This window comes from Oceanihabitans sp. IOP_32 (assembly GCF_009498295.1).
Taxonomy (GTDB): Bacteria; Bacteroidota; Bacteroidia; order Flavobacteriales; family Flavobacteriaceae; genus Wocania; species Wocania indica.
Genome location: NZ_CP040813.1, coordinates 1,615,796 through 1,638,037, shown reverse-complemented (window position 1 = coordinate 1,638,037; position 22,242 = coordinate 1,615,796). Strand labels below are relative to the sequence as shown.

Here is a 22,242-nt window from a genome sequence, read left to right as displayed (position 1 = left end):
AAAGCTTCTTTATTGCTAAAAATGCGAATAAGAGCAGTTTGTTGGTATTTTTTTTGTATGTTTAGTTTTTACAAAGTAATATAAGTTCTAAATAAATTTATTAAAAAACCGACACACTTAAAACGCGCTTTTTAACATATTCTTTACACCAATACCAGACGCCTATATTACAATTTGTATAGTGAGGTTTTTTAAAACAAGCTTATATAATTTTATAATATAAGATTTCACACCAAAATAGTCATCAAAAAAAAAAACCAATAAATGAAAGCACTTTTTTACACGAGAGAGTTTCCACCTTATGTTTATGGAGGTGCAGGTGTTCATGTTGAATATTTGGCAGCAGAATTATCTAAACTCATGACCATGGAGGTGCGCTGTTTTGGCGACCAAGACCTTAAATCGAAAAATCTAGAGGTTAAAGGTTATCCATTTGAAAATCCGGTTTTTGATGCTGCAGACGATAAATTACAGGCCGTATTTAAAACCTTAAGCACGGGTTTACACATGAATGCCGAACCTGTAGATGCCGATATCGTGCATTGTCATACTTGGTACGCTCATTTTGCTGGTATCGTAGCGAAATTGTGCTACGGGACACCTTTGGTAATCACCACACATTCTTTAGAGCCTTTAAGACCTTGGAAACGAGAGCAATTAGGCAGAGGTTACGATGCCTCATCTTGGGTTGAAAAAACGGCTATCGAAATGGCCGATGCACTCATTGCTGTGTCTAAAGAAACTAAAGACGATATTCTCAAACATTTTAAGGTCGATGAGCGTAAAGTGAACGTTATTTATAACGGAATCAATTTGCAACAATACACAACCACAAAAGAAACCTCAACTCTCGACACCTATGGTATAGACAAAGCAAAACCATACGTACTTTTTGTTGGACGCATTACCAGACAAAAAGGCATTATCCATCTTGTAAATGCCATTAAATATATAGAGGCAGACACCCAAGTTGTGCTTTGCGCAGGCGCTCCAGATACCGCAGAAATTGGTAAAGAAATGGAAGATGCTGTTAACGCCGTTAAAAAAACGAGAGAAAATGTGATTTGGATCGACAAAATGGTCAGCAAAGAAGAAATCATCCAGTTATACTCGCACGCCGCTGTGTTTTGCTGCCCCTCAATTTACGAGCCTTTTGGCATTATTAACATCGAAGCCATGGCTTGTAATACCGCGGTTGTAGCCAGTGCCGTTGGTGGCATAAAAGAAGTGGTAGTACATGGTGAAACCGGCCTATTAATTCCGTTAGAACAGCAAAAAGAAGCCCCTTTTGAACCCGTTAATCCCAACGCGTTTTCTAAAGATTTGGCCCAGGGTATCAATACCCTTATTGCTAATAAAGCGCTACGAGACACGATGGCCGATAATGGTAGAAAACGAGTTGAAAAGCATTTTGACTGGATGGCCATAGCCAAACAAGTAGAAGCATTATATAAAACTCTAGTTTAAAATTTGTAAATTTAAGTGGCAGTAGTTCGCCACAACTAAAACAAGTCGTTCTCAACATATATAAACTCAATACAGATGATAAACAAAAAAACATTAGCCATAATTTTAGGTGGCGGTCAAGGCTCGAGATTGTATCCTCTTACAGCTAAAAGATCGAAGCCAGCAGTACCCATTGCGGGTAAGTATAGATTGGTTGATATTCCGATATCAAACTGTATCAATTCCGATATTAAGCGCATGTTTGTGTTAACCCAATTTAACTCGGCATCGCTAAATAAACACATTAAAAACACCTATTATTTTGGGCCCTTCAGCAGTACCTTTGTCGATATTTTAGCTGCGGAACAAACACCCGATAATAAAACGTGGTTTCAAGGTACCGCAGATGCCGTGCGTAAAAGTATGCAGCATTTTTTAAAACATGAGTTCGAGTATTTCTTGATACTCTCTGGCGATCAATTATACCAAATGGATTACGAAAAAATGATTGAAGCCCATATTAAATCAAAAGCTGAAATATCGATAGCTACTATCCCTGTAAATGCCAACGATGCCACAGGATTTGGGATTTTAAAAGCAGATAATTCTAATATAGTTACCGCTTTTATCGAAAAACCAGAGGCCAGTTTATTACCAGAGTGGACCTCGGAGGTAAGTGACGAGATGAAAAACCAAGGGAGAAACTACCTAGCCTCAATGGGTATTTATGTTTTTAATAGAGAGCTCTTAACGAGATTAATGGAAAACCCAGATACCATTGATTTCGGGAAAGAAATTATCCCCCAAAATATAAAGAAGCACAGAACCTATAGCTATCAGTACGAAGGCTATTGGACAGATATTGGAAACATCGATTCGTTCTTTGAAGCCAATTTAGGTCTTACTGCAGATATTCCAAAATTTGATTTATACGACAAGAAAAAACGTATTTACACAAATTCCCGCATGCTGCCTACAAGCAAAATTGCAAATACCGCCTTAGAAAAAACCGTAATTGCAGAGGGTTGTATTATAAATGCTCATAAAATTGAACAATCTGTTATAGGTATTCGTTCAAGAATTGGCGAAGGATCAACCATTATAAACACGTATATGATGGGATCCGATTTTTACGAAACTTTAGAACAAATAAAAGATGAAAACATTGAAATTCTAATGGGGATTGGTAAAGGCTGTTATATAAAAAATGCCATTATCGATAAAAATTGCCGTATTGGAGATGATGTCACCATTAATGGCGGAAAACATCTAGAAAATAAAGAAACCGATAGTTATTTTATAAAAGATGGTATTGTTGTCATTAAAAAAGGGGCAACAATCCCTAAAGGGTATGTTATTTAAACCATCTAACATTTTTAAAAACGACCTTTAAAAGAGGGGTAATTATGAATTTTATTTTTTCAATCCAACTGCACTTTGTGTACCACAACATTGGCATTATTTAACTAACTAATATGCAAAACCAAAAAAGAGTTATTATTGATTATGTCTCGCCTAGTATAAACTGTGGTGAGTTTTATATTAAACGGGTTGTAAATGAGATTATTAACATAGATGCCCATATTTTGGCAGATGGCCATGATGTGCTAGGAGCTTCTGTGTTATACAAACACAAGAACGCCAAAAAATGGATAGAAACCAGAATGGTTTTACGCTCTAATGATGAATGGCAAGCCACTTTTCATGTCGAAAAACCTGGGTTTTACAGCTATAAAGTACAAGCCTGGGTAGATTACGCCTTAAATTGGAGACAGGGTCTTATAAGAAAAATTAATGACGGGCAACACGTCGCATCAGAGTTACTTGAAGGTGTAAAACACATTGAAGCGGTTTTGAAAAAAGTTAAAGCTCAAGATAAGGCTTATTTAAAACACCTACATCGTATTTTTCAAAATAAAAGCGATTATAAGGAAGCTATAGCAGAAGCTAATACAGAGCGCTTATATCAGATATTTTATGCCAACCCGGTAAAAATTCTGGCTAATACTTCCAAAACCTATCAAGTCTTTGTAGATCGAAAAAAAGCGCGATTTAGTACCTGGTATGAATTCTTTCCACGTTCAGCATCAGAAAAAAAAGGAGTTCACGGGACGCTTAAAGATTGTGAACGCTTGCTACCAAGAATTAAAAACATGGGGTTTGATGTTTTGTATTTACCACCCATTCACCCTATAGGGGAAGTGAATAGAAAAGGCAAAAACAACACGACTGAAGCTCAAATTGGTGATGTTGGTTCTACTTGGGGTGTGGGCTCCAAACATGGCGGCCATAAAGCCATACACCCAGAATTGGGAACACTTGCCGATTTTAAATCTCTCATAAAAAAAGCTAAGGAAAACAATATTGAAATTGCCATGGACTATGCCTTACAGGCTGCCCCAGACCATCCGTGGGTTAAAGACCACCCCAAATGGTTTAAATGGCGGCCAGATGGCACGGTACAATACGCCGAAAATCCTCCAAAAAAATACCAAGACATTCTACCCATTTATTGGGAAAGTGACGATTATAAAAACCTCTGGAACGCCTGTTTAGATATTTTAATGTATTGGATAGATTGCGGAATTAAAATATTTAGAGTCGATAACCCCCATACCAAACCCTTTTATTTTTGGACTTGGATTATCGCTCAGGTAAAAGCCAAACATCCAGACGTTATTTTTTTAGCTGAAGCCTTTACCGCTCCAAAAGTTATGCAACAACTGGCAAAAAATGGGTTTACACAATCTTACACCTATTTTACTTGGCGAGAAAGTAAACAGGAACTTATTGAATATGTTGAAGAATTAACACAAACCGAGTTAAGCGAATACATGCAACCTAATTTTTGGCCAAACACACCAGACATTAACCCGTATTATTTGCAAGGTGCTAACGAATCTAAACACATACAACGCTATGCTCTTGCCGCGACTTTAAGTTCTAGCATAGGCATTTACGGTCCCGTTTTTGAGTATATGCTTTCAACACCTTTACCCGGTAGAGAAGAGTATATAAATTCAGAGAAATTCCAAATCACACATTACAATTGGGATATTCAAAATAAGTTAATAGCTTTCATATCAAAAATAAACCACATTAGGCACAATAATCCTGCGCTTCAACAAACCAAAAACATCAAATTCTGTTATATAGAAAATGATCATTTATTGGCCTTTTATAAATGGAATGATGATAAAACGAATGAAATTTTTGTTGTTATTAGTTTAGATGATCATCACACCCAAAAAGGGACTGTGCAGGTTCCTTTGCATGATATTGGTGTACAGGAAGGTGAGCCTCTAGAAATGCATGACTTAATCACAAATAGTCGTTATAATTGGTCTAGCGAGTGGTGTTATATAGAGCTACATGCCTCAATGCCAGTTCATGTTTTTAAAATTAATAAATAAGTTTTAGCCCTTAATAAGCTAAACAATACTAAAACAACCTTAAATGGCACAAGTAATAGCGCACAGTTTATTTTCAGAATTCGACATTAACCTGTTTCAAGCAGGTAAACATTACAGGCTATACGAGAAATTTGGCTCACACCTTAGCACTGTAAATGGTATTGATGGGGTATATTTTGCGGTCTGGGCACCCACCGCAAAACAAGTTTCTGTAATTGGCGACTTTAACTATTGGATGGAAGGCGAACACCAATTAAATGTGCGTTGGGACTCTAGTGGTATTTGGGAGGGCTTTATACCCCATGTTAAAAAGGGAGCTATTTACAAGTACAAAATACAAAGTAATAATAACGATATAAAAACCGAAAAAGCCGATCCCTACGCCAGACGTTATGAGCACAACTCTAAAACAGGATCTATAGTTTGGGACGACGACTATAAGTGGAAAGATAAGCACTGGATGAAAACCCGTAAAAAACATAACGCACTCGATGCGCCGTACTCGGTTTACGAGATCCATCTGGGCTCTTGGAAAAGACATGTTGAAGAACAACGTTTTATGTCGTATCTAGAGCTGGCCGACCAATTGGTTAACTATGTAACCGATATGAATTTCACTCACGTAGAGTTCATGCCCATTATGGAGTTTCCCTACGACCCCTCATGGGGCTACCAAATAACAGGGTATTTTGCCCCAACCTCTCGTTTTGGATATCCTGAAGAATTTAAATATTTAGTCGATAAATTACATCAAGCTGGCATAGGTGTTATTCTAGATTGGGTACCCTCACATTTCCCTGAAGATGCCCACGGTTTAGGGTTTTTCGACGGCTCACATTTATACGAGCACCCAGACAAACGCAAAGGCTACCATCAAGATTGGAAAAGCTTAATTTTTAATTACGGCCGCAACGAAGTTAAATCGTTTTTAATAAGTAATGCTGTATTTTGGCTCGATCAATTTCATGCCGATGGGCTGCGTGTAGATGCCGTAGCTTCTATGTTGTTTTTAGACTATTCTCGTGAAGATGGCGAGTGGGAACCCAATGAATTTGGTGGTCGCGAAAATCTTGACGCCATAGCGTTTTTAAAAGAACTCAACGAAGAGGTTTATAAATCGTTCCCAGATGTACAAACCATAGCCGAAGAATCTACAGCATTCCCAGGCGTTTCTAAACCCGTGTTTTTAGGTGGCTTAGGCTTTGGCATGAAGTGGATGATGGGGTGGATGCACGACACCTTACAGTATTTTGCTAAAGATCCTATTTATAGAAAATACCACCACAACGATATTACCTTTAGCTTAGCTTATGCCTTTACAGAAAATTTTATGCTACCCCTCTCGCATGACGAGGTGGTGTATGGCAAAAAATCTATTTTAGGAAGAATGCCAGGTGATGAGTGGCAACGCTTTGCTAATTTGCGGCTTTTATATGGCTACATGTTTACCCACCCTGGCACAAAATTACTATTTATGGGTGGCGAATTTGCCCAACAAGACGAATGGGATTTTCAAAACAGTTTAGATTGGCATTTGTTACAGTACGCCTCTCATAAAAACTTTCAAAACTTTTTTAAAGCACTAAATACATTATATAAAACCACTCCAGCCTTATTCGAAAAAGGATTTAGTAACGACGGCTTTGAATGGATTAGTTACGACGACCACGAAAACTGTGTTTTGTCTTATATAAGAAAAGGGAAATACGCCAAAGACAATGTTGTTGTTGTCTGTAACTTAACACCAACTGTAAGAGAACACTACCGTATTGGTGTTACCCAAAATGGGATGCTAAAAGAGATTTTTAATAGTGATGCTAAAACATTTGGGGGTAGCGGCATTTTAAACAAAAAAGAAATCCCTATTGCAAATACCTCGTGGAACGGAAAATCATATTCTGCAGAGATTACGCTACCTCCTTTAGGTGTGTCTTTATTCAAATTTTCGAAGTAATTCGCTAAAAAACGAATTTATAAGCTATGACACTTGACTTTTCTGTCCAAAATATTTTTAATTAATAATTAAAAATTTTAACTACATTCACTACAATTTTATTACTAACCACCTATGATTTTAAATACAGAATTAGAATATAAAGGCGACTTATTTCCGTCTCGCATAACAGACTATTCAAAAGATGTTGATGTACTCTATTTTTCGACCGCAAATAACGTTATACTCCAGCTTACCGTTTTAAGGGATAGTGTCTTTAGATTTAGATACACCACCGTAGGTAAATTTGATAACGATTTCTCTTATGCTATAGATCGCAACGCCAGCAGAGGCTACAATCACTTAGAAATCTCTGAAGATGATGAAAAATACATCGTTTCCACCTCAAGATTAATCTGCCATATCTATAAGCTCGATTTAAGAAAATCGATTATAGACGCTCTAGATAGTTCGGTTATTTGCGAAGACGAATTAGGTTTTCACTGGGAAGAGAGCTACGAGTTGGGTGGCGATATTGTAAAAATGAGTAAAGCTGCCAAAAACGGCGAAAGCTACTACGGCTTAGGTGATAAACCAAGCCACTTAAATCTAAAAGGCAGACGATTTGAAAACTGGGCCACCGATTCTTATGCCTACGGAAAAGATACCGATCCTATTTACAAAGCCATTCCATTTTATACCGCTTTACACCATAATAAAGCCTACGGAATTTTTTTCGATAACACCTTTAAAACCTATTTCGATTTTTGTCATGAAAGACGCCATGTAACCAGTTTTTGGGCACAGGGCGGCGAAATGAATTATTACTTTATTTACGGCCCTAAAATGCAAGATGTGGTATCGCGTTATACCGATTTAACTGGCGCTCCAGAGCTTCCGCCATTATGGGCTTTAGGCTACCACCAATGTAAATGGAGCTATTTTCCAGAGTCTAAAGTAAAAGACATTACCTCAAAGTTTAGAGCACTGCAAATACCTTGTGATGCTATTTATTTAGACATCGACTATATGGATGGTTTTAGGTGTTTTACATGGAATAAAGACTATTTTCCAGACCCAAAACGCATGGTTAAAGAACTCGCAGACGATGGCTTTAAAACCGTTGTTATAATCGATCCCGGTATTAAAATGGATAGTGAGTACCATGTTTTTAAAGAAGGCTTAGATAAAGATTATTTCTGTCGCCGTGCCGATGGCCCTTATATGAAAGGCAAAGTATGGCCTGGAGAATGTTATTTTCCAGATTTTACAAGACCTGAAGTACGAAAATGGTGGGCCGGTTTATTTAAAGAACTTATTGAAGATATAGGCGTTCAAGGCGTATGGAACGACATGAACGAACCTGCTGTAATGGATGTTCCTGGAAAAACATTTCCTAACGATGTAAGACACGATTACGACGGCAATCCTTGTAGCCACCGTAAAGCCCATAATATTTACGGCATGCAAATGGCACGTGCTACATACCATGGTTTAAAAAAATTTAATTATCCTAAAAGACCATTTGTAATTACCCGAGCGGCTTACTCGGGCACCCAACGCTATTCGTCTACCTGGATGGGCGATAATGTGGCCTCATGGGAACACTTACAAATAGCAAATATTCAAGCCCAACGTTTAGCGTTATCTGGCTTCTCTTTTGCAGGGTCTGACATTGGTGGATTTGCAGAACAGCCCAATGGCGAATTATTTGCACGCTGGATTCAACTGGGTGTATTCCATCCGTTTTGCAGAACACATTCTTCTGGAGACCATGGCGACCAAGAGCCCTGGGCTTTTGATGAAGAGATTACCAATATAGTGCGTAAGTTTATTGAGATTAGATACCAGCTGCTACCGTATTTATACACGGCATTCCATCAATACAGTCAGAATAACATACCCATGTTAAAATCTCTGGTCTTATTTGATCAAGAAGACTCTCAAACACACTATAGAATCGATGAGTTTATTTGCGGTAACCAACTTTTAATTTGCCCAATAAACGAACCTAACGCTAAAGGGAGACGCATGTATATTCCGAAAGGAAATTGGTATAATTTCTGGACCAACGAATTAGTTTCTGGGGGGAAAGAAACTTGGGTAGATGCCGATATAGACAGTATGCCTATTTTTGTTAAAGCTGGTGCGATTATCCCTAAATATCCAGTACAACAATATGTTGGCGAGAAAAATATAGAAGAGCTTACACTAGAGGTGTACTTCAAGTTAGGCAAAGAAGAGTCTGAATTGTATGAAGACTCCAATGATGGTTTCGATTATAAAAAAGGCCGTTATAGCTTGAGTAAGTTTAGCTTATCGGGTAAAGACCATAAATTAATTATTAGAAAATACAATAGCGGAAACTACATAACCTCTTACAACACCTTTAAAATTAATTTAATAGGATTACCTTTTAAAGTGAATTCTATAAAAGTTGATAATGAATTTGTAGATTTGAACGATGTTAAATTTAATGGTAATAACTCTTTGGTTATTTCTAAAGAATTTACAAATATTCAAATCATAGGCTAATTAAATTTAACCACAATAAATAACACAAAATCCCTTTCAGTTTCCATAGAAAGGGATTTTTTTATAATTTCAGAATAGATTCCTTCAAAAAATAGAGGCCTGAATAATCGTTTTGTTCAAATAAGAGAAGATGTTTCTTTTTTTTACATGATTTTAATGATTTTGATGATTGTTTTGTCAACGTTCATCATAATAGGTGGCTTGATTTAATCTTTTAACTAATACAATTTAACCATATAAAGTCGTGATAAATAGCTTCTTTTTTGCTTACTTTTCATCAAAAATAATTACCGTAACGATGCTATGCTATTTATTTTTCATTTCAATTAATCAAAAAATAATTCAATTGATTTACACGACATTATAAAGTTAAATAGGTATAACACGAATATGGCTTTAGCAAAAACCTTCAATAAAAAGTCTTGAAAGTGGAAACGTACGGTTTATGGTAAAGGATTATCGCCAAGGGGGTAAGAAGTCGGTACTTGCACTATCCGATGGTGAGTTCATCAGGCGTTTTTCATTGCATATCCTGCCCAAAGGGTTTACCCGCATCCGGCACTATGGTATCTTGAGCAGCTATTATAAAAGAACCTTAATCCCAGAACTACAAAAAGATCTGGGTAGGCCAGAACTAGCGGAAAAAGTACCTTTAAAGCACCGCAAGTGTCCCAGCTGTAAAAAAGGAAACCTGGTTACCATTGCAACCTTCCCCGCTCGTGGACCACCGAATGGTTGGCGCGAACAGATCGAGAAACACCTAAACAGACCAATATGAAAAAAACGCAAAACCGACGTAACGGGACTGCTATGGCCAAAACTGAAGAAAACACATCAAAGCAGTAATGAACAAGGAAAAATAAGTCCTAAATCTGCCATGTTCTTTTAATATTCCAAAGAAAGGGAGGCCAAAAACTCCCAAAACAGAAAAAACCAACTCCTAAAAATCCAATCCAAAACAGACCATTCCCCATAAGGGCGAACCGACAAACACCGGTTCAGTCAACACGGCATTCATGTTGGGTCGTACCGACCACACGAATGCTTAGTTATTGGCTGTAGTTTTTTTAATTCATTTTTTCATAATTCAGTTCGCTATTCCAATTCTCAAAACTCCAAACATTTAAGTATTTCAAATGTTCAATTAGATATTCCGCTAATATTTTTTGGCATTGAGTTGGACTATGAGCTTTATTCGATAAATCGGTTATTCCTTTTTCCGCTCGAAATATGTTTCTCTGACTACAATTTACATATGGCACATATTTATTTCCATTTAGAGTAGGTGAGTAGCCCAATGTTAAAATTCCGTACTTAAATAAAAAGTCGTCAAAAAAGCCATAATAGTTTTGGTGTTGCCTACTATTTTTAAATTTTTCGTTAATATATTTTAAAACAGGATGATTTTCATTAGTTATCATTCGTTTTATTTCTCGATTAAATGTTGTTGTACTCATACTGTTTTTCTTTTGTGGTTAATTCCAGAATATTTATTGTCAAAGTCGAAAATGCGTGAACTATTTTGGTTCTGTAAGTATATCGAGTGTATTTTTCTCCATCCATATTTTTAAGAACTTTTTTTGCCCAATTGTCAAACTCTCCGTTATTTAAATCAAAGTAAAAATCGTGTGCTAAATTGTTTCTCAACTTGTTGAGTTTTCTTAATGCATCTAATATTATTTTTTTCTTATTCGTTTGTTCAAAGTTTATTTTTTCAAGAGCTAAAATTTTACTGTAAAAAGAAAACGTTTTTTTATTTTCTATTCCACATCTATTCAGCTTAACTTCCAAAATTTGCTCAATAATTAAATGACCTTTTAACAAAATCAATTCCAAATCAGTTTTTGAATCCAAATGTCCCCAAACTGCTAATTCTACTAAAATGTCGTATTTCTCTTTCACTCTACTTAAATTACAGCCAACGGTTACGTGTATGGTGTCGTTTGGCATTTCTAAGCACGAACCTGTCAAACCGCTACACCGTTTATTAGATGTACCACCCTTGAAATTAGCACTATCCGCCAAATGCACTATACACGATGTTGTATGCTGGGCTTTATTCATTATCCGCTAATTATCAATCTTTTACAATTACTAATCCACTCAATCGAAGCACTACTGTTCTTGAAAAAATTAGTTTTTAGGGTCGGCAAAAAAGCGTTGGAAAACAGACTAGCTCTATTGCAATTTTTGGTCAAGCGTTGGTTCGTGCGAATTGCAATTGTGCTTGGCTGTGTGAGCTGGCGTTTAATCAAATAATGTTGGTTGTTCATTTTTATTATTCATTACAAATTGAAAACACTTTTCCATAGTCTTAACACCTATCCCTTTTTCGTTAATTAATCCTATCATTGATTTGACTGTACCAGATTCAACCACTTCGGTTACCTTCTCAATTTTATCTTTCCTGATACCCGTTTTTAATTTGATTTCTTCGGAACTTAATTTTGACCAATTAGAAGCAAAATATTCATACAAGTCATCTACTGCTTCTGGCACGTATTCATATATTTCTATGTCTATTTCGCACTTACTTAAATATTCTTCCATTAAATTCAGAACAGTATCTTTATCTAAACCACCATTGTGTGTTCCTAACAGAGGAAAAGCAATAGAAGTAATCCCTTGGTCTTTATAAGTTGAACAAAATTTCTCTAATCCTTTTTCGAGATATTCGATTTTACTCGGATATTTCCAGTGAAACTTTGTTGGAAAGTTTAAAACCCAAGGTGCATTTTTTTCACCTTTGTAAAGCCATAGCTTTCCTATTCCAATCAGCTTTGATTTGCAGTGATCCTTATACAAATCAAACATTTTAGGATATCTCAGTTTAAAAACAAGAGCGATTCCTTTACCCATTACTCCAACACAATTGACTGTATTCACAATCGTTTGAGCCTTAGAGTTAAAAATATTCCCTTTTATAAATTTTATTGCCATTTTAAAATTTCGTCTTTAAGTCTATTATACATTTCTCTGTATTTATCCGAGAATCTTAACAGTCCAGCTTCCTCATCAAACACTTTCTGTCCATTTTCATAGCTAAATAAGTGTTCTAGAAATTTATAGCCACCTGCATCTGCGGTGTAAGCTGCTGTATCACATTGATAGTAAATAATCAATTCATCAAATAATTTTGATGGAGATGTGTTAAGAGCTTTTGCTGCTTCAACTATTAATTGAGTGGTGGATTCAGCATCCTTTTTGCCTTGAAAGTATTCACCCATAATATCCCCATTTAGTAAAAATTGAATTTTCGATAAATCATTATGGGAGTTCGATACTTTACCCCAAATGCCGTTTAGTATTTCGATACTATGAGTATATTGATCATCCTTATTTCCTAGCTGAAATGCTCTTGGTTTTCCTATATCATGAACCAATAAAAAGAATCTGAAAAAAGCTCTTTCAGGCTCATTAAATTGAATTGCAAAATATTTGTCAAATTGGTTTAGAACAAGGTTTGTATGATCTCTTAGGATATAGTGCCTTACTTTAGTGTTATAAGTCTCGACAAATGAAGTGCTTAATTTACATAGTTCATCAATTGATTGAGGGTAATTATGGATACTATCATGTTGAGAATATTGACTTTCACTTTTTGCTAATTCTTTTTGATTTTCTTTTATCCCAATAAGGTCTTCACAGTCAAAATACCAATCGCTTAAACCTTGATGAATAATCTGAATATTTTTTGAATTAAGTAGTGAGATAAGTTCATCAGACAAGCCACTTAAGTCATTAATATATAATGCAATTAATCTTTTGCAACTCAATATATCATACTTATTTAAGCTATTTTTATTTGATACAACCAAAAAATAAATGGAATCATAATCAATTATATTATCATGTGTTGAGATATATTCTTTATCAAAAACATGTCGATATAACTTGTAAGGGTCATAATTGTCTTCAACATTATTAAATCCATGACCTTGTAAATTTAGTAAATCACACATTCCTTGATATCCTAATTCTTTATTTAAGATCGAGTTAATGTGAATGTCACTTGAAGTAGCTTTTCTAGAATTACAATACTTTATTATCTCCCATGGCTCTTTATTTGTTACTTGATCTTTAAAAGTAACCTTCAAACAAGGCTCAGATTCAAACTCAATATTGATACCAGGGTAAAAGCGAATAGTATCACCATTTTTCGATAATACTTGACCAGAGTTGATTCTGTAAGTCCCTTTCTCAACTTCCATTTCAAAATAACCTGATCTATTTCCATTACCATTATAGTTTGCTGAAACAGTTACAGAATTCCCATCAAGATTATACTCAATCTGTTTATTGTTATTCAAGTAAATGTCATCGTCATAATCTGCAATTCTTATTTTCTGAATGACCTTAGGATAATCTTTCAGAAGGTGTTTCAACTGAAACAAGTCTGATTGGTTTCGGACTAAAATCTCGTAATTATGTATATCTGAAAAATCAAATTGATCCCTTACTAAAAATTCCTGTTGAGACTTATTCATGTACGTTTTCCAATCTCCATCAGAGGTACTTTGAATTGTGCTATAAACATCATTAAAATCAAACAGGTTGTACATTTCACTTACTGTGCCAATTCTTGCCCAGTTAGTTTGAAGATTACCATTGCTTATGTAACACTTCTCCAATTGATTATTGAATATCTCATCAATTGAAAACTTAAAAAATACAGGTATTGGGCATTTCGGCAATCCAAGGTTTAGTGCCTTATCAAAGTCAGATTTCCATACTTGTTCCCAATTACCATAATGATCTTTTGTCCAGCCATATCTTCCTGATTCATGATCTTTACCCAAACATTCATTATAAAACTGAGTAGGAGTTTGTGGTCTAAAGTAGAAGCGAGCATAATCATGAGCATCATGTCTTCGATTCACTACATCACCAGCAGCATCACTGAAGTCGCCACCAATTGTTGCTTTATTACGACTTAATATTTGGCATTTTTTAATAATATCAATTGCATTTTTAAGATGTGTAAAATGATACACGTATCCCGCCCAATTACTACGCTGTTTTTTAAGATTATAAACGAATCTCTTATGAATATTCTCTTTAAGATAGTTTTCTATGTAAAGGCTTGTTTCGTAGTCTATTGTAGGATTGTTTTCTAAACCTTCAAAATCTATAAAATCTGAGTATTTTTTAATCAAAGGTAATTGACCACTAAAATCAGAATACCTAGACAAAACTTTCCAGTCTATAAACGACTTGAAATTTTCAAGTAATTGATCACTCAAAGAAATTTTTGTCGTAACATGCTTCCAATCCAGCAAGTTTTTGAATTCGTTAAGAATTGAGATATCTGCATTAAAGCTTGAATCTGAGGAAAGAGCTGACCAATTGAGGTAATCTTGATATTTCCTTAGAATTAATTCAGAGTTTACGTCTATTTTGTTTGACCTAATAAGAATATCCCAATCCCAAAACTCTTTATACTCATCTAACAAAATTTCATTTTCAAAGCTTAGATTTTGATTGCTAGAAAGAGTGGACCACAATTCTTTCAAATCTTTAATAGAAGAAGCAATTATTCCAATTGTCTTTTCATTACAGTGTAAATTGCTAGAGCTAAGAACGTTACCCCAATTAACAATTTCCTTGTTGCTTAATATTCTTAATAAATTCTGATCAAAAATTAATTGACTACTATTTGAGATAGCATGCCAATCCCAGGTCTTGTCGGCTAACTCTACAATCGTTGCGTTAGCAATCCACCCCTTTGTTGAGAAATGGCTCCAATCAAGATCCTTATCTCTTAATAAGAGTAAATCCTCATTTGAAAACGCAATAGCAGGATTATTCGATAAAATCTTCCAATCCCAAGGTTTTTCAAACAATTCATTCAGTAAGATTTCCTTCTCAATTTTTAAACTCTCGTTGCTAGATAGTATTTTCCAATCCCAATTTTTATCATTGAACTTATTGAGTATTTCAAAATCAAGCAAGGCATCCTTGCGGTGGGAGATGACTTCAAAATTGATAAACCTTTCGAATTTTTGGAATAATCGTTCATTAAATACAATTCCTTCTTTATTTTTAGTGGTAAGAAGTTTGGATTTTTCAGAAGATAGAATGTCCCAATCCCATTTTTGTCTAAAGTAATTTACAATGTTCTCGCTACGTGTAATATTGTCTAGCTTTGACAATTCCTTAAAGTCCCATAGCTCTGTAAACTCTGACAAATAGGATAAGACATGATTTTCCCATTCTTTTCTAGTGCCATATATCTCACGGTCGTTCCTGAAAAACCCATTCAAAAAAGAGTTACTAGATAATAATGACCAGTTAATTCTTTCTTTATATCTATGAAGAGTATTAAGGTCTAAGGATATTTTATTTGAAGAACTTAAATAATCCCAATCCCACTGAAAAATTTCAATGTCATTAGTAGAATTAATTAATTCAAAAATTTTATGTGATGGATATATCTCAGTAATGAATCTCCAAGCCTCTTTTCGAACTTTTTCAGTTGCATCATTAATCCAAAATGCTATTTGTGTTAATCTCTTAGGATTAATAATGTCATCTAAATCAATATGTCTTTCAAGAATAATTTTCCATTCCCACAAATCAGCAAATTCATCTAGAAGTTCATTATCAATAATTGCTTCTTCAATGGCTCTTTCAGTAACATTGTTCCAATCCCATGCAAAATCAGGTAATTCAAACACATCCTCTACTTCAAAGCAATTAGTTATTTCAGTCAATAGAGAACTAAAAGAAGGAATGCTTTCTACAAGATTAAATGTTTCTTCTATATGTTCTTTGACAAACGATTTCGGTGTTTTTGACCAAATTTGTTTCCAATCAATTTCACTTGAAATACCAAGGAATAAATCTTCAAGCTCGACATTTATTTCAATTATATCATCAAGATTAAATAGCTTTGAAATTACAAGTGGCAGGTCTTCTAGTTTGTTTTCCTGATCTAGCAGAAATAGACTTCTTAAATTTGATTTGAGTGTATTCTTATCAAATACATGGATCGCTGAGTTAACATCTAATCTATTTTTATTCTCCTCGAAGAAGTTCTCTTGGTTTACTAATCGACTATTTTTAGAAATAGCAGCAAAGTCCCATTCAAAATTTAACTTCTCTATTATTTCCGAATCGGATATATTGCCGCTCAAATATTCAATCGCCTCACTATATCCCCATTTATTCTCAAATGTTCTTACGGTATCTATTGACCAGTTTTGAAAAGGATTTAACTCGAATCCAGGAGCAACATCATTCCCCCAATAAATTAGCTCGTGGTTGTCTAATATTTGCAGTTTCGTTAGGCTAAGATCGCATTTTGAAAATCTATTAAGGATCTTAATATCATCAGAAAACGATAAAAAAGAAATTGTTTCTTCAAAAAGTTCATTTTTGCAATCATAGCTATCAGAAATGAAGCGTTCAATTAGAATTTCAAAATTCAAATTCTGTTTAAGTGCTGAAAAATTAGATTCAATTTCAGGCAAGCTTAATTTTTGAGAAACCAATGTATGGTTCCATGGAGCATCCGAATATCCTAAAACGTATTCAAGAAGTTCACTTGAATCATTATTTGATATGTAACTTGTAATGTTTGGTAATTGATTAAAATTCTGTCTTATGAAATCCTTGTCGCATTGTTCATAGAATTTGTAAAGGTCAATACCTGGAAGCTTTATAATTCTAGAAACATGGTCTTTAAAATCATCTAATGTTACTATATCGGTTAAAACATCTACATCCCAAGGATACTTGTCAATATTTGCAAGTATAAATTCAAGATTCAGACGATTGGTTACTTCAAGCCAATCAAATTTATCAATATAGTCATCTATGGCATCTTGAATTATGGAGACAGGAGCCTTTGAACTTATTAGGTTCCAATTGACCTGAAATTTATCTAAAAAACCAATAGAGCTATTGTTCCATATAATATTTGGTTTTTCAATAACAATACTCCAATCAACAATTGCGATAAAATCAGCTAAATCTTCAATTAAAAAAGCTTCTTTGGCTTCAACCAATTTCTTACAATTAATTTTTAATTTGAGATTATCCGCTTTTAACGTGTTCGGAGTTTTATTTATTTCCTTTGATAATTGTTCATGAAGCTTAGACTCATATAAAACCTCAATAGAACTGTTTCTTTCTGAAAATTCTAAATATGTCTCTATCAACCCTAAGTTTGATAGTGGCTCAATATTATCGAATATTATCTCATCATTTTTATTAAACCTATTCATATGGAACTGGTGGATGAGATTAGGGTCTGGAGCTTCAAATTCGGCTAAGTCCCAAGCCTTATTTAGATTCTGCTCATTTGTTAATTTAACTTCAACACCAATTTCTTTAAATGTAAAATCAGATGCTTCATTAGAGAGCGCAATATCAAAAAACTCCGGAATTTGAAGGTTTCCTGAGTAAAACGAATATTTACAATCGTCATTTATTGCTTTCTCACCCCAAAAAGTTAATCGAACACTTTGGTTGTTGTAGTCGATCAAATCATTGGACTTTAGGTTTTCAAGGTATGATTCAAATAGTTGTATTTCTGCAACATCTTTTCGCACTTGAAGTTCTGGATTATCTTCAACAGCAAATCCTAAAACAGTACCGAGCTCACTGAATCCATAATCACCATTATTTTGGTAAATCAATCCTAAAATTGCCTTCTCATGTTTTTCCAAAGGCAAAGCACGCCTAAAAAGACTCTTATATCTCCTAAGTCTAATTTTTATTGGCTCAATGATAGAAATACTTTGCATACTAAATTTTAATAGGTTTTTGACCATTAAAGCCCCAAACTTCTCCTTGAGGATGATTCTTTATTGTTTCAAAAACATTCTTATAGATTTCCTTTTTACTGAAATGTTTAGAATTTCCAACCACGATTAAAAGACGTTTAGCTCTGGAAAGGGCAACGTTTAATCTATTAGGAGATTCAGCAAAACCAAGACTTTCATTTTGTGCATACCCATTTTCAGGATACATCTCAAAATCTGCTATTACATTTTCTGATTCAGCGATATTATTACTTCTTACAAGAGATACTATGACGATATTTCTCTCCATTCCTTGAAATCTATCAACAGGAGACACTCTAACATCAATACCTTCAGGAACATTTTTCTTTATTAGCCCGGCTTGAGCACCATAAAAAGTAATAACACCTAATTCCTTTTGATCCTTCTCATTCTCTTTCCAATGATTGATGAATGTTGAATAATTATCATTTGAAGTTATGGTATTAATTATCCATTCAATTGCTTTAACTTCTCCAGGATTGATTCTACTTGTCCCTTTCTTAATTTCCGGAGTTTGTACATCAAACCACATTACGTGCGTATCCTTTTTCTTAGTGATACCGTGGTATCTAGACATTGGGTTGTTGAGATTCGGATCATCCACAGAATCCGATGGAAGTCCACATTCTAAATCTTTTCCATTCTCGAAATCACCTTTATAGAATTGTTTGATAGTTTCATTAATGGCTGGATGCATCCTATACTGAGTATCGAATGTTGATTTGAGATTAGCATCAATATTTGTAAAGAGTTTTTCAAAGTGTGAATGCTCAAAACTTTCTCTATGCTGCTTTATAAAGCGAATAAGCTCGGTGATTTTCTTTACTTGTTTATCGTCCTTGCTTTTATTCTTTAGATAAACCAAACTTTCGATAAACTCGTTGGTATCAACCATTGGAGGTAATTGCCTATGATCTCCAATAATCACAGCTTTTTTCCCAAAGGTGAAAGGGAGTGCCAATTCGGGCGGAGAAGCCTTAGAAGCCTCATCCTGAATAGCTAATTCAAATTCAATCTCTTTGTTTTTAAGATTAGTGGCAGACGACCTACTTGGAGAGGACTTAAATCTCTCAAACTCATCAGGATAAAAAACATTGGAGTAATCTTGAAAAAACCGAGTAAACTTACCTTCAGAATTTATTTTCCCAATTGAACTACAAGTAGCTCCAATTACGTTACAGTTCTTCACATAAGAAGAATAGAAATTATCTCTAAGATCTTTTCCTTTCTCTTCTAAATGCTCCTTCCAAAGTGTAATAAACGTATCGTTACTTTGGTTTGTGCACCGGTTATTAACGATATCAACCCAGTCATCTAAAATTAAAGAACTATCAGCTTCCCATTCATCATTTTTCCAGTAGTTAATCGCTTCCAAAGAAAATCTTCTTCCTTCATCGTCAAGTTTTTCCTCGCTACCAAATCGTATAGGTTTCATTAACAGGTGTGACTTACTTCTGAGCTTATCCAATGCATTATCAACGGCTAAGTTGGTTTCAGAAGTAACTAATATCCTGTATCGTTTATCGCTTTCATCATGTGCTAAATGTTGCCAAATAAGTTCTGCAATAGCAGTTGATTTACCGGTTCCTGGTGGTCCTTGAACAATAAATAAATCATCGCTTAATAAACATTTTACGATCGCTTCCTTTTGTCTTTCATTGACATAAGGACTTAATAAGTCACCATTTACCTTTTGATATAATTCCTGGTATTCTTTAGTACGAGTAATGTCTCCATCAATAAAAGATTCCAATGAGGATGAATCAATCAAGGCTTGTTTAAGATTCTTGTTGCAAATTGAGTTTCCTGAATCAGAATATATTTTCTCAACAGCATCTCTTAATCGCTTCACTTTATCTTTTTCTCCCTTTAAGGCACTTTTAACTGTTAGATAAGACCCTTCTTCAAGAAGGCTTTTCTCTTCTGCTAGAATAGTCAAGTTGGGATATGAAATGGATTTTAAAATACCCAAAGTCTCCTTTGAATCAACAAGAGTTAATGGTTCACCTCTAAGATTGTCTAACTTTTTATGTACCTCCTCCTTGTAACTTTCCTCATCAAATTGGAAGTAGTATTTTAAGTAACCTTCATCTAAACTTTCCCAGTTTAAAGTGATATTTTTTTCGCTATAATTTCCTGCGGAGTTAATGATTCTAGCTTTAAAAATTTCTAAGTCATCAAGTGTCCTCATTAAACCAAAAACCCGTAATTCGTTTCTAGATTCATTTAATGCCGATTTGACAAAAACTAACTCATCCAATTTTTCCTTGACTTGGACTAATGGAGTGATGTTGCCAAAAGTTACTTTGTATTTGTGATCGTCTCTAAAGCCTAAATAGTTCAAAGAATCATATGTGTCTAACTTTTGTAGTTTTTCATCTAGTTCCTCCTTCGTTTTAAAATCGAATGAAATAGTCTCTGCATCTGAACTTATTTGAAATTCTTCAAAAGGAATAACTTCTTTAATATGTTCGAAGAACCTTTGTTTATCAATTCTAAAAATGTGTTCATGAACAATCTGTATATGTTCTTTTCCAAAATATCGTTTGAGGGTATTTAGAAAAAAGAAGATTTCAAATTGCAAGTCACTTAATGAAATGGATGCAGAAAAGGTTTGGATGAAAATATTGTTATCTGGATTTGGTAATATTACACCTTCAAGATTAGGTCTGTCTTCAGATTTGTAATAGATCTTTCTTTGTTTTCTAATCTGTTCAAATTTGTCAAATTCATCCGGAGTAATTGTATAAGAAACGAGATGAAATGAATTTGAATAGAAGGTGTTTTCCTGAAAAGCTTCAAACACTTCCTTTTTTAGAAATACATCCTTTAAATGGATTTGCTTAAAGAAACCTTCTACCTTGTAAGGATCTAATCCAATATGTTCCTTTAGATACTTTACTGCAATATCAAATTGCTTATTTATAAAGCTTTCACTAACGTCAATTTTTGAGATAGCACCTAGGTTTTCTTCTCTAAAAACGTCTTGACTAGATTCCAGTACTGAATCAATATTTTCTAATTCATCGAGTGTTAGAAATTGGGTTTTACCAAGATTTTGTTTTACCGGTACTTTTTTTGTTCTAGGCTGACTACTAAAATTAGTTTGGGTAAAAACAGTATTGAGACTTATTTCGGGAACCCTACCAATTTCATCATTTAATATTTCAATTAGCTTTGTTCTAATTTCTCCTATTTCAGCTTCACTAATTTTCTCGTGTAGCCTGACATTAATCTTGTTTCTTTTCTTGGAATGAGTGATATCTACAACCTTATCGGAAGCAAGTGAAATTTGGATTGGTGTTGAAATTCCTTTTACAGAAAGTAAGTATTCAACAGAATAGTTTTCGCCCCATACCTCTAGTGTTTTACTTTGAAGATAGGTTTCATCCAATACCACAATTTTCCCATTGTTTTTCTCCTTATATGTGGAGCTAGGATAAACTCTTCTAATGTGATGGGCTAAAGTCTTCTCTTGTGGTTGAGCTTCTTCTTTTACGACATGTTCTTTTAAAAAATCAATTAAAGGTGTCTTATTATATTTGAAAGTTCCCGAGAAAGCTGGCTTTGATGAAAATTCAAAATGGTTTGAATCAGCAAAGGACTTTAAATCCTCAATTTCAGAATTATTTATTGCCTCGGATGATGGATATAAAAGGTGGTTATCATGATAATTAAGATTCTCTTTCTTTAAACTTGGAAATACCTTTAATAAACCTTCAAATATTTTATCCTTCTGATTGGCATCAATATATCTACAAACAACAGACGAATCATTCTTAGCCTCCAATACCTTAATGTCGAAGGGCTCTGAATATTGATTAGTCAGTATATCTAAAGCATCTATATATGATTTCCAAACCTCAAAATCTCTCATGTGCGATTCTTTTTGAGCGTTGGCAAAAATTGCACTCTTTTGCAAATTTTGGTTTGTGCGTTAGCCTGTGCGATTTGCAAATGTGTGCAATGTGCGTGGGCTTCCCTAACTGTCCCGAAGGGCAGAAGCGCGGGGGCAAAAACTAAATTTTTCTTGCACCAACTTTCAATCAATGTGACGATATTTACTTTCCAGTTTTTCAATTTTTATAATCGGGTTTCGATTTTCGATTCGGTCTTTTAGCCTTGC

The 22,242-nt window shown here is 34.5% G+C and carries 11 protein-coding genes; 6 read left to right on the top strand and 5 right to left on the bottom strand.

Going from position 1 to position 22,242, the window contains the following annotated elements; genetic code table 11:
* Positions 1-264 precede the first annotated feature (264 nt).
* From glgA to FEZ18_RS14840, 6 genes are all read left to right on the top strand, one after another.
* Positions 265-1,467, top strand: coding sequence for a glycogen synthase (glgA, locus tag FEZ18_RS06765; protein ID WP_153267620.1), 1,203 nt, complete (start codon positions 265-267; stop codon positions 1,465-1,467).
* A 75-nt stretch (positions 1,468-1,542) separates the two neighbouring features.
* A complete protein-coding gene (locus FEZ18_RS06760) occupies positions 1,543-2,808 on the top strand; it encodes a glucose-1-phosphate adenylyltransferase (RefSeq protein WP_153267619.1) in 1,266 nt (421 codons plus the stop codon).
* Between the two features lie 113 nt (positions 2,809-2,921).
* Positions 2,922-4,859 carry an alpha-1,4-glucan--maltose-1-phosphate maltosyltransferase gene (locus FEZ18_RS06755; protein WP_153267618.1) on the top strand — a complete coding sequence of 646 codons (1,938 nt, stop codon included), beginning with the start codon at positions 2,922-2,924 and terminating at the stop codon, positions 4,857-4,859.
* 43 nt (positions 4,860-4,902) lie between these two features.
* Positions 4,903-6,813, top strand: coding sequence for a 1,4-alpha-glucan branching protein GlgB (gene glgB, locus FEZ18_RS06750; RefSeq protein ID WP_153267617.1), 1,911 nt, complete (start codon positions 4,903-4,905; stop codon positions 6,811-6,813).
* 114 nt (positions 6,814-6,927) lie between these two features.
* Positions 6,928-9,327, top strand: a complete 2,400-nt coding sequence (locus FEZ18_RS06745; protein ID WP_153267616.1) for a glycoside hydrolase family 31 protein — start codon at positions 6,928-6,930, stop codon at positions 9,325-9,327.
* 412 nt (positions 9,328-9,739) lie between these two features.
* Positions 9,740-10,105: a transposase gene (locus FEZ18_RS14840; RefSeq protein ID WP_255473344.1), complete on the top strand. Its 366-nt coding sequence runs from the start codon at positions 9,740-9,742 to the stop codon at positions 10,103-10,105.
* 289 nt (positions 10,106-10,394) lie between these two features.
* Here FEZ18_RS14840 and FEZ18_RS06735 read toward each other — a convergent pair whose 3' ends face one another.
* The 5 genes from FEZ18_RS06735 to FEZ18_RS06715 form a co-directional block, all read right to left on the bottom strand.
* Complete coding sequence (locus FEZ18_RS06735) at positions 10,395-10,784, bottom strand: hypothetical protein (protein ID WP_153267614.1); 390 nt, start codon at positions 10,782-10,784, stop codon at positions 10,395-10,397.
* Positions 10,765-11,391 (bottom strand): hypothetical protein, encoded by a 627-nt coding sequence (locus FEZ18_RS06730; protein WP_153267613.1) that lies wholly within the window; start codon positions 11,389-11,391, stop codon positions 10,765-10,767. The genes FEZ18_RS06735 and FEZ18_RS06730 overlap by 20 nt, the downstream gene beginning before the upstream one ends.
* A gap of 183 nt (positions 11,392-11,574) precedes the next feature.
* Positions 11,575-12,267, bottom strand: a complete 693-nt coding sequence (locus FEZ18_RS06725) for a macro domain-containing protein (protein ID WP_153267612.1) — start codon at positions 12,265-12,267, stop codon at positions 11,575-11,577.
* Positions 12,258-18,077 carry a DarT ssDNA thymidine ADP-ribosyltransferase family protein gene (locus FEZ18_RS06720; RefSeq protein WP_194269525.1) on the bottom strand — a complete coding sequence of 1,940 codons (5,820 nt, stop codon included), beginning with the start codon at positions 18,075-18,077 and terminating at the stop codon, positions 12,258-12,260. The genes FEZ18_RS06725 and FEZ18_RS06720 overlap by 10 nt, the downstream gene beginning before the upstream one ends.
* Position 18,078: 1 nt before the next feature.
* Entirely contained in the window at positions 18,079-21,993 is a 3,915-nt protein-coding gene (locus tag FEZ18_RS06715) for a DEAD/DEAH box helicase (RefSeq protein WP_153267610.1), read from the bottom strand.
* Between the last annotated feature and the right edge of the window lie 249 nt (positions 21,994-22,242).

Coding starts and splice junctions, on each gene's coding strand:
- glgA (WP_153267620.1), top strand. CDS start 265: ATGAAAGCACTTTTTTACACGAGAGAGTTTCCACCTTATGTTTATGGA.
- FEZ18_RS06760 (WP_153267619.1), top strand. CDS start 1,543: ATGATAAACAAAAAAACATTAGCCATAATTTTAGGTGGCGGTCAAGGC.
- FEZ18_RS06755 (WP_153267618.1), top strand. CDS start 2,922: ATGCAAAACCAAAAAAGAGTTATTATTGATTATGTCTCGCCTAGTATA.
- glgB (WP_153267617.1), top strand. CDS start 4,903: ATGGCACAAGTAATAGCGCACAGTTTATTTTCAGAATTCGACATTAAC.
- FEZ18_RS06745 (WP_153267616.1), top strand. CDS start 6,928: ATGATTTTAAATACAGAATTAGAATATAAAGGCGACTTATTTCCGTCT.
- FEZ18_RS06735 (WP_153267614.1), bottom strand. CDS start 10,784: ATGAGTACAACAACATTTAATCGAGAAATAAAACGAATGATAACTAAT.
- FEZ18_RS06730 (WP_153267613.1), bottom strand. CDS start 11,391: ATGAATAAAGCCCAGCATACAACATCGTGTATAGTGCATTTGGCGGAT.
- FEZ18_RS06725 (WP_153267612.1), bottom strand. CDS start 12,267: ATGGCAATAAAATTTATAAAAGGGAATATTTTTAACTCTAAGGCTCAA.
- FEZ18_RS06720 (WP_194269525.1), bottom strand. CDS start 18,077: ATGCAAAGTATTTCTATCATTGAGCCAATAAAAATTAGACTTAGGAGA.
- FEZ18_RS06715 (WP_153267610.1), bottom strand. CDS start 21,993: ATGAGAGATTTTGAGGTTTGGAAATCATATATAGATGCTTTAGATATA.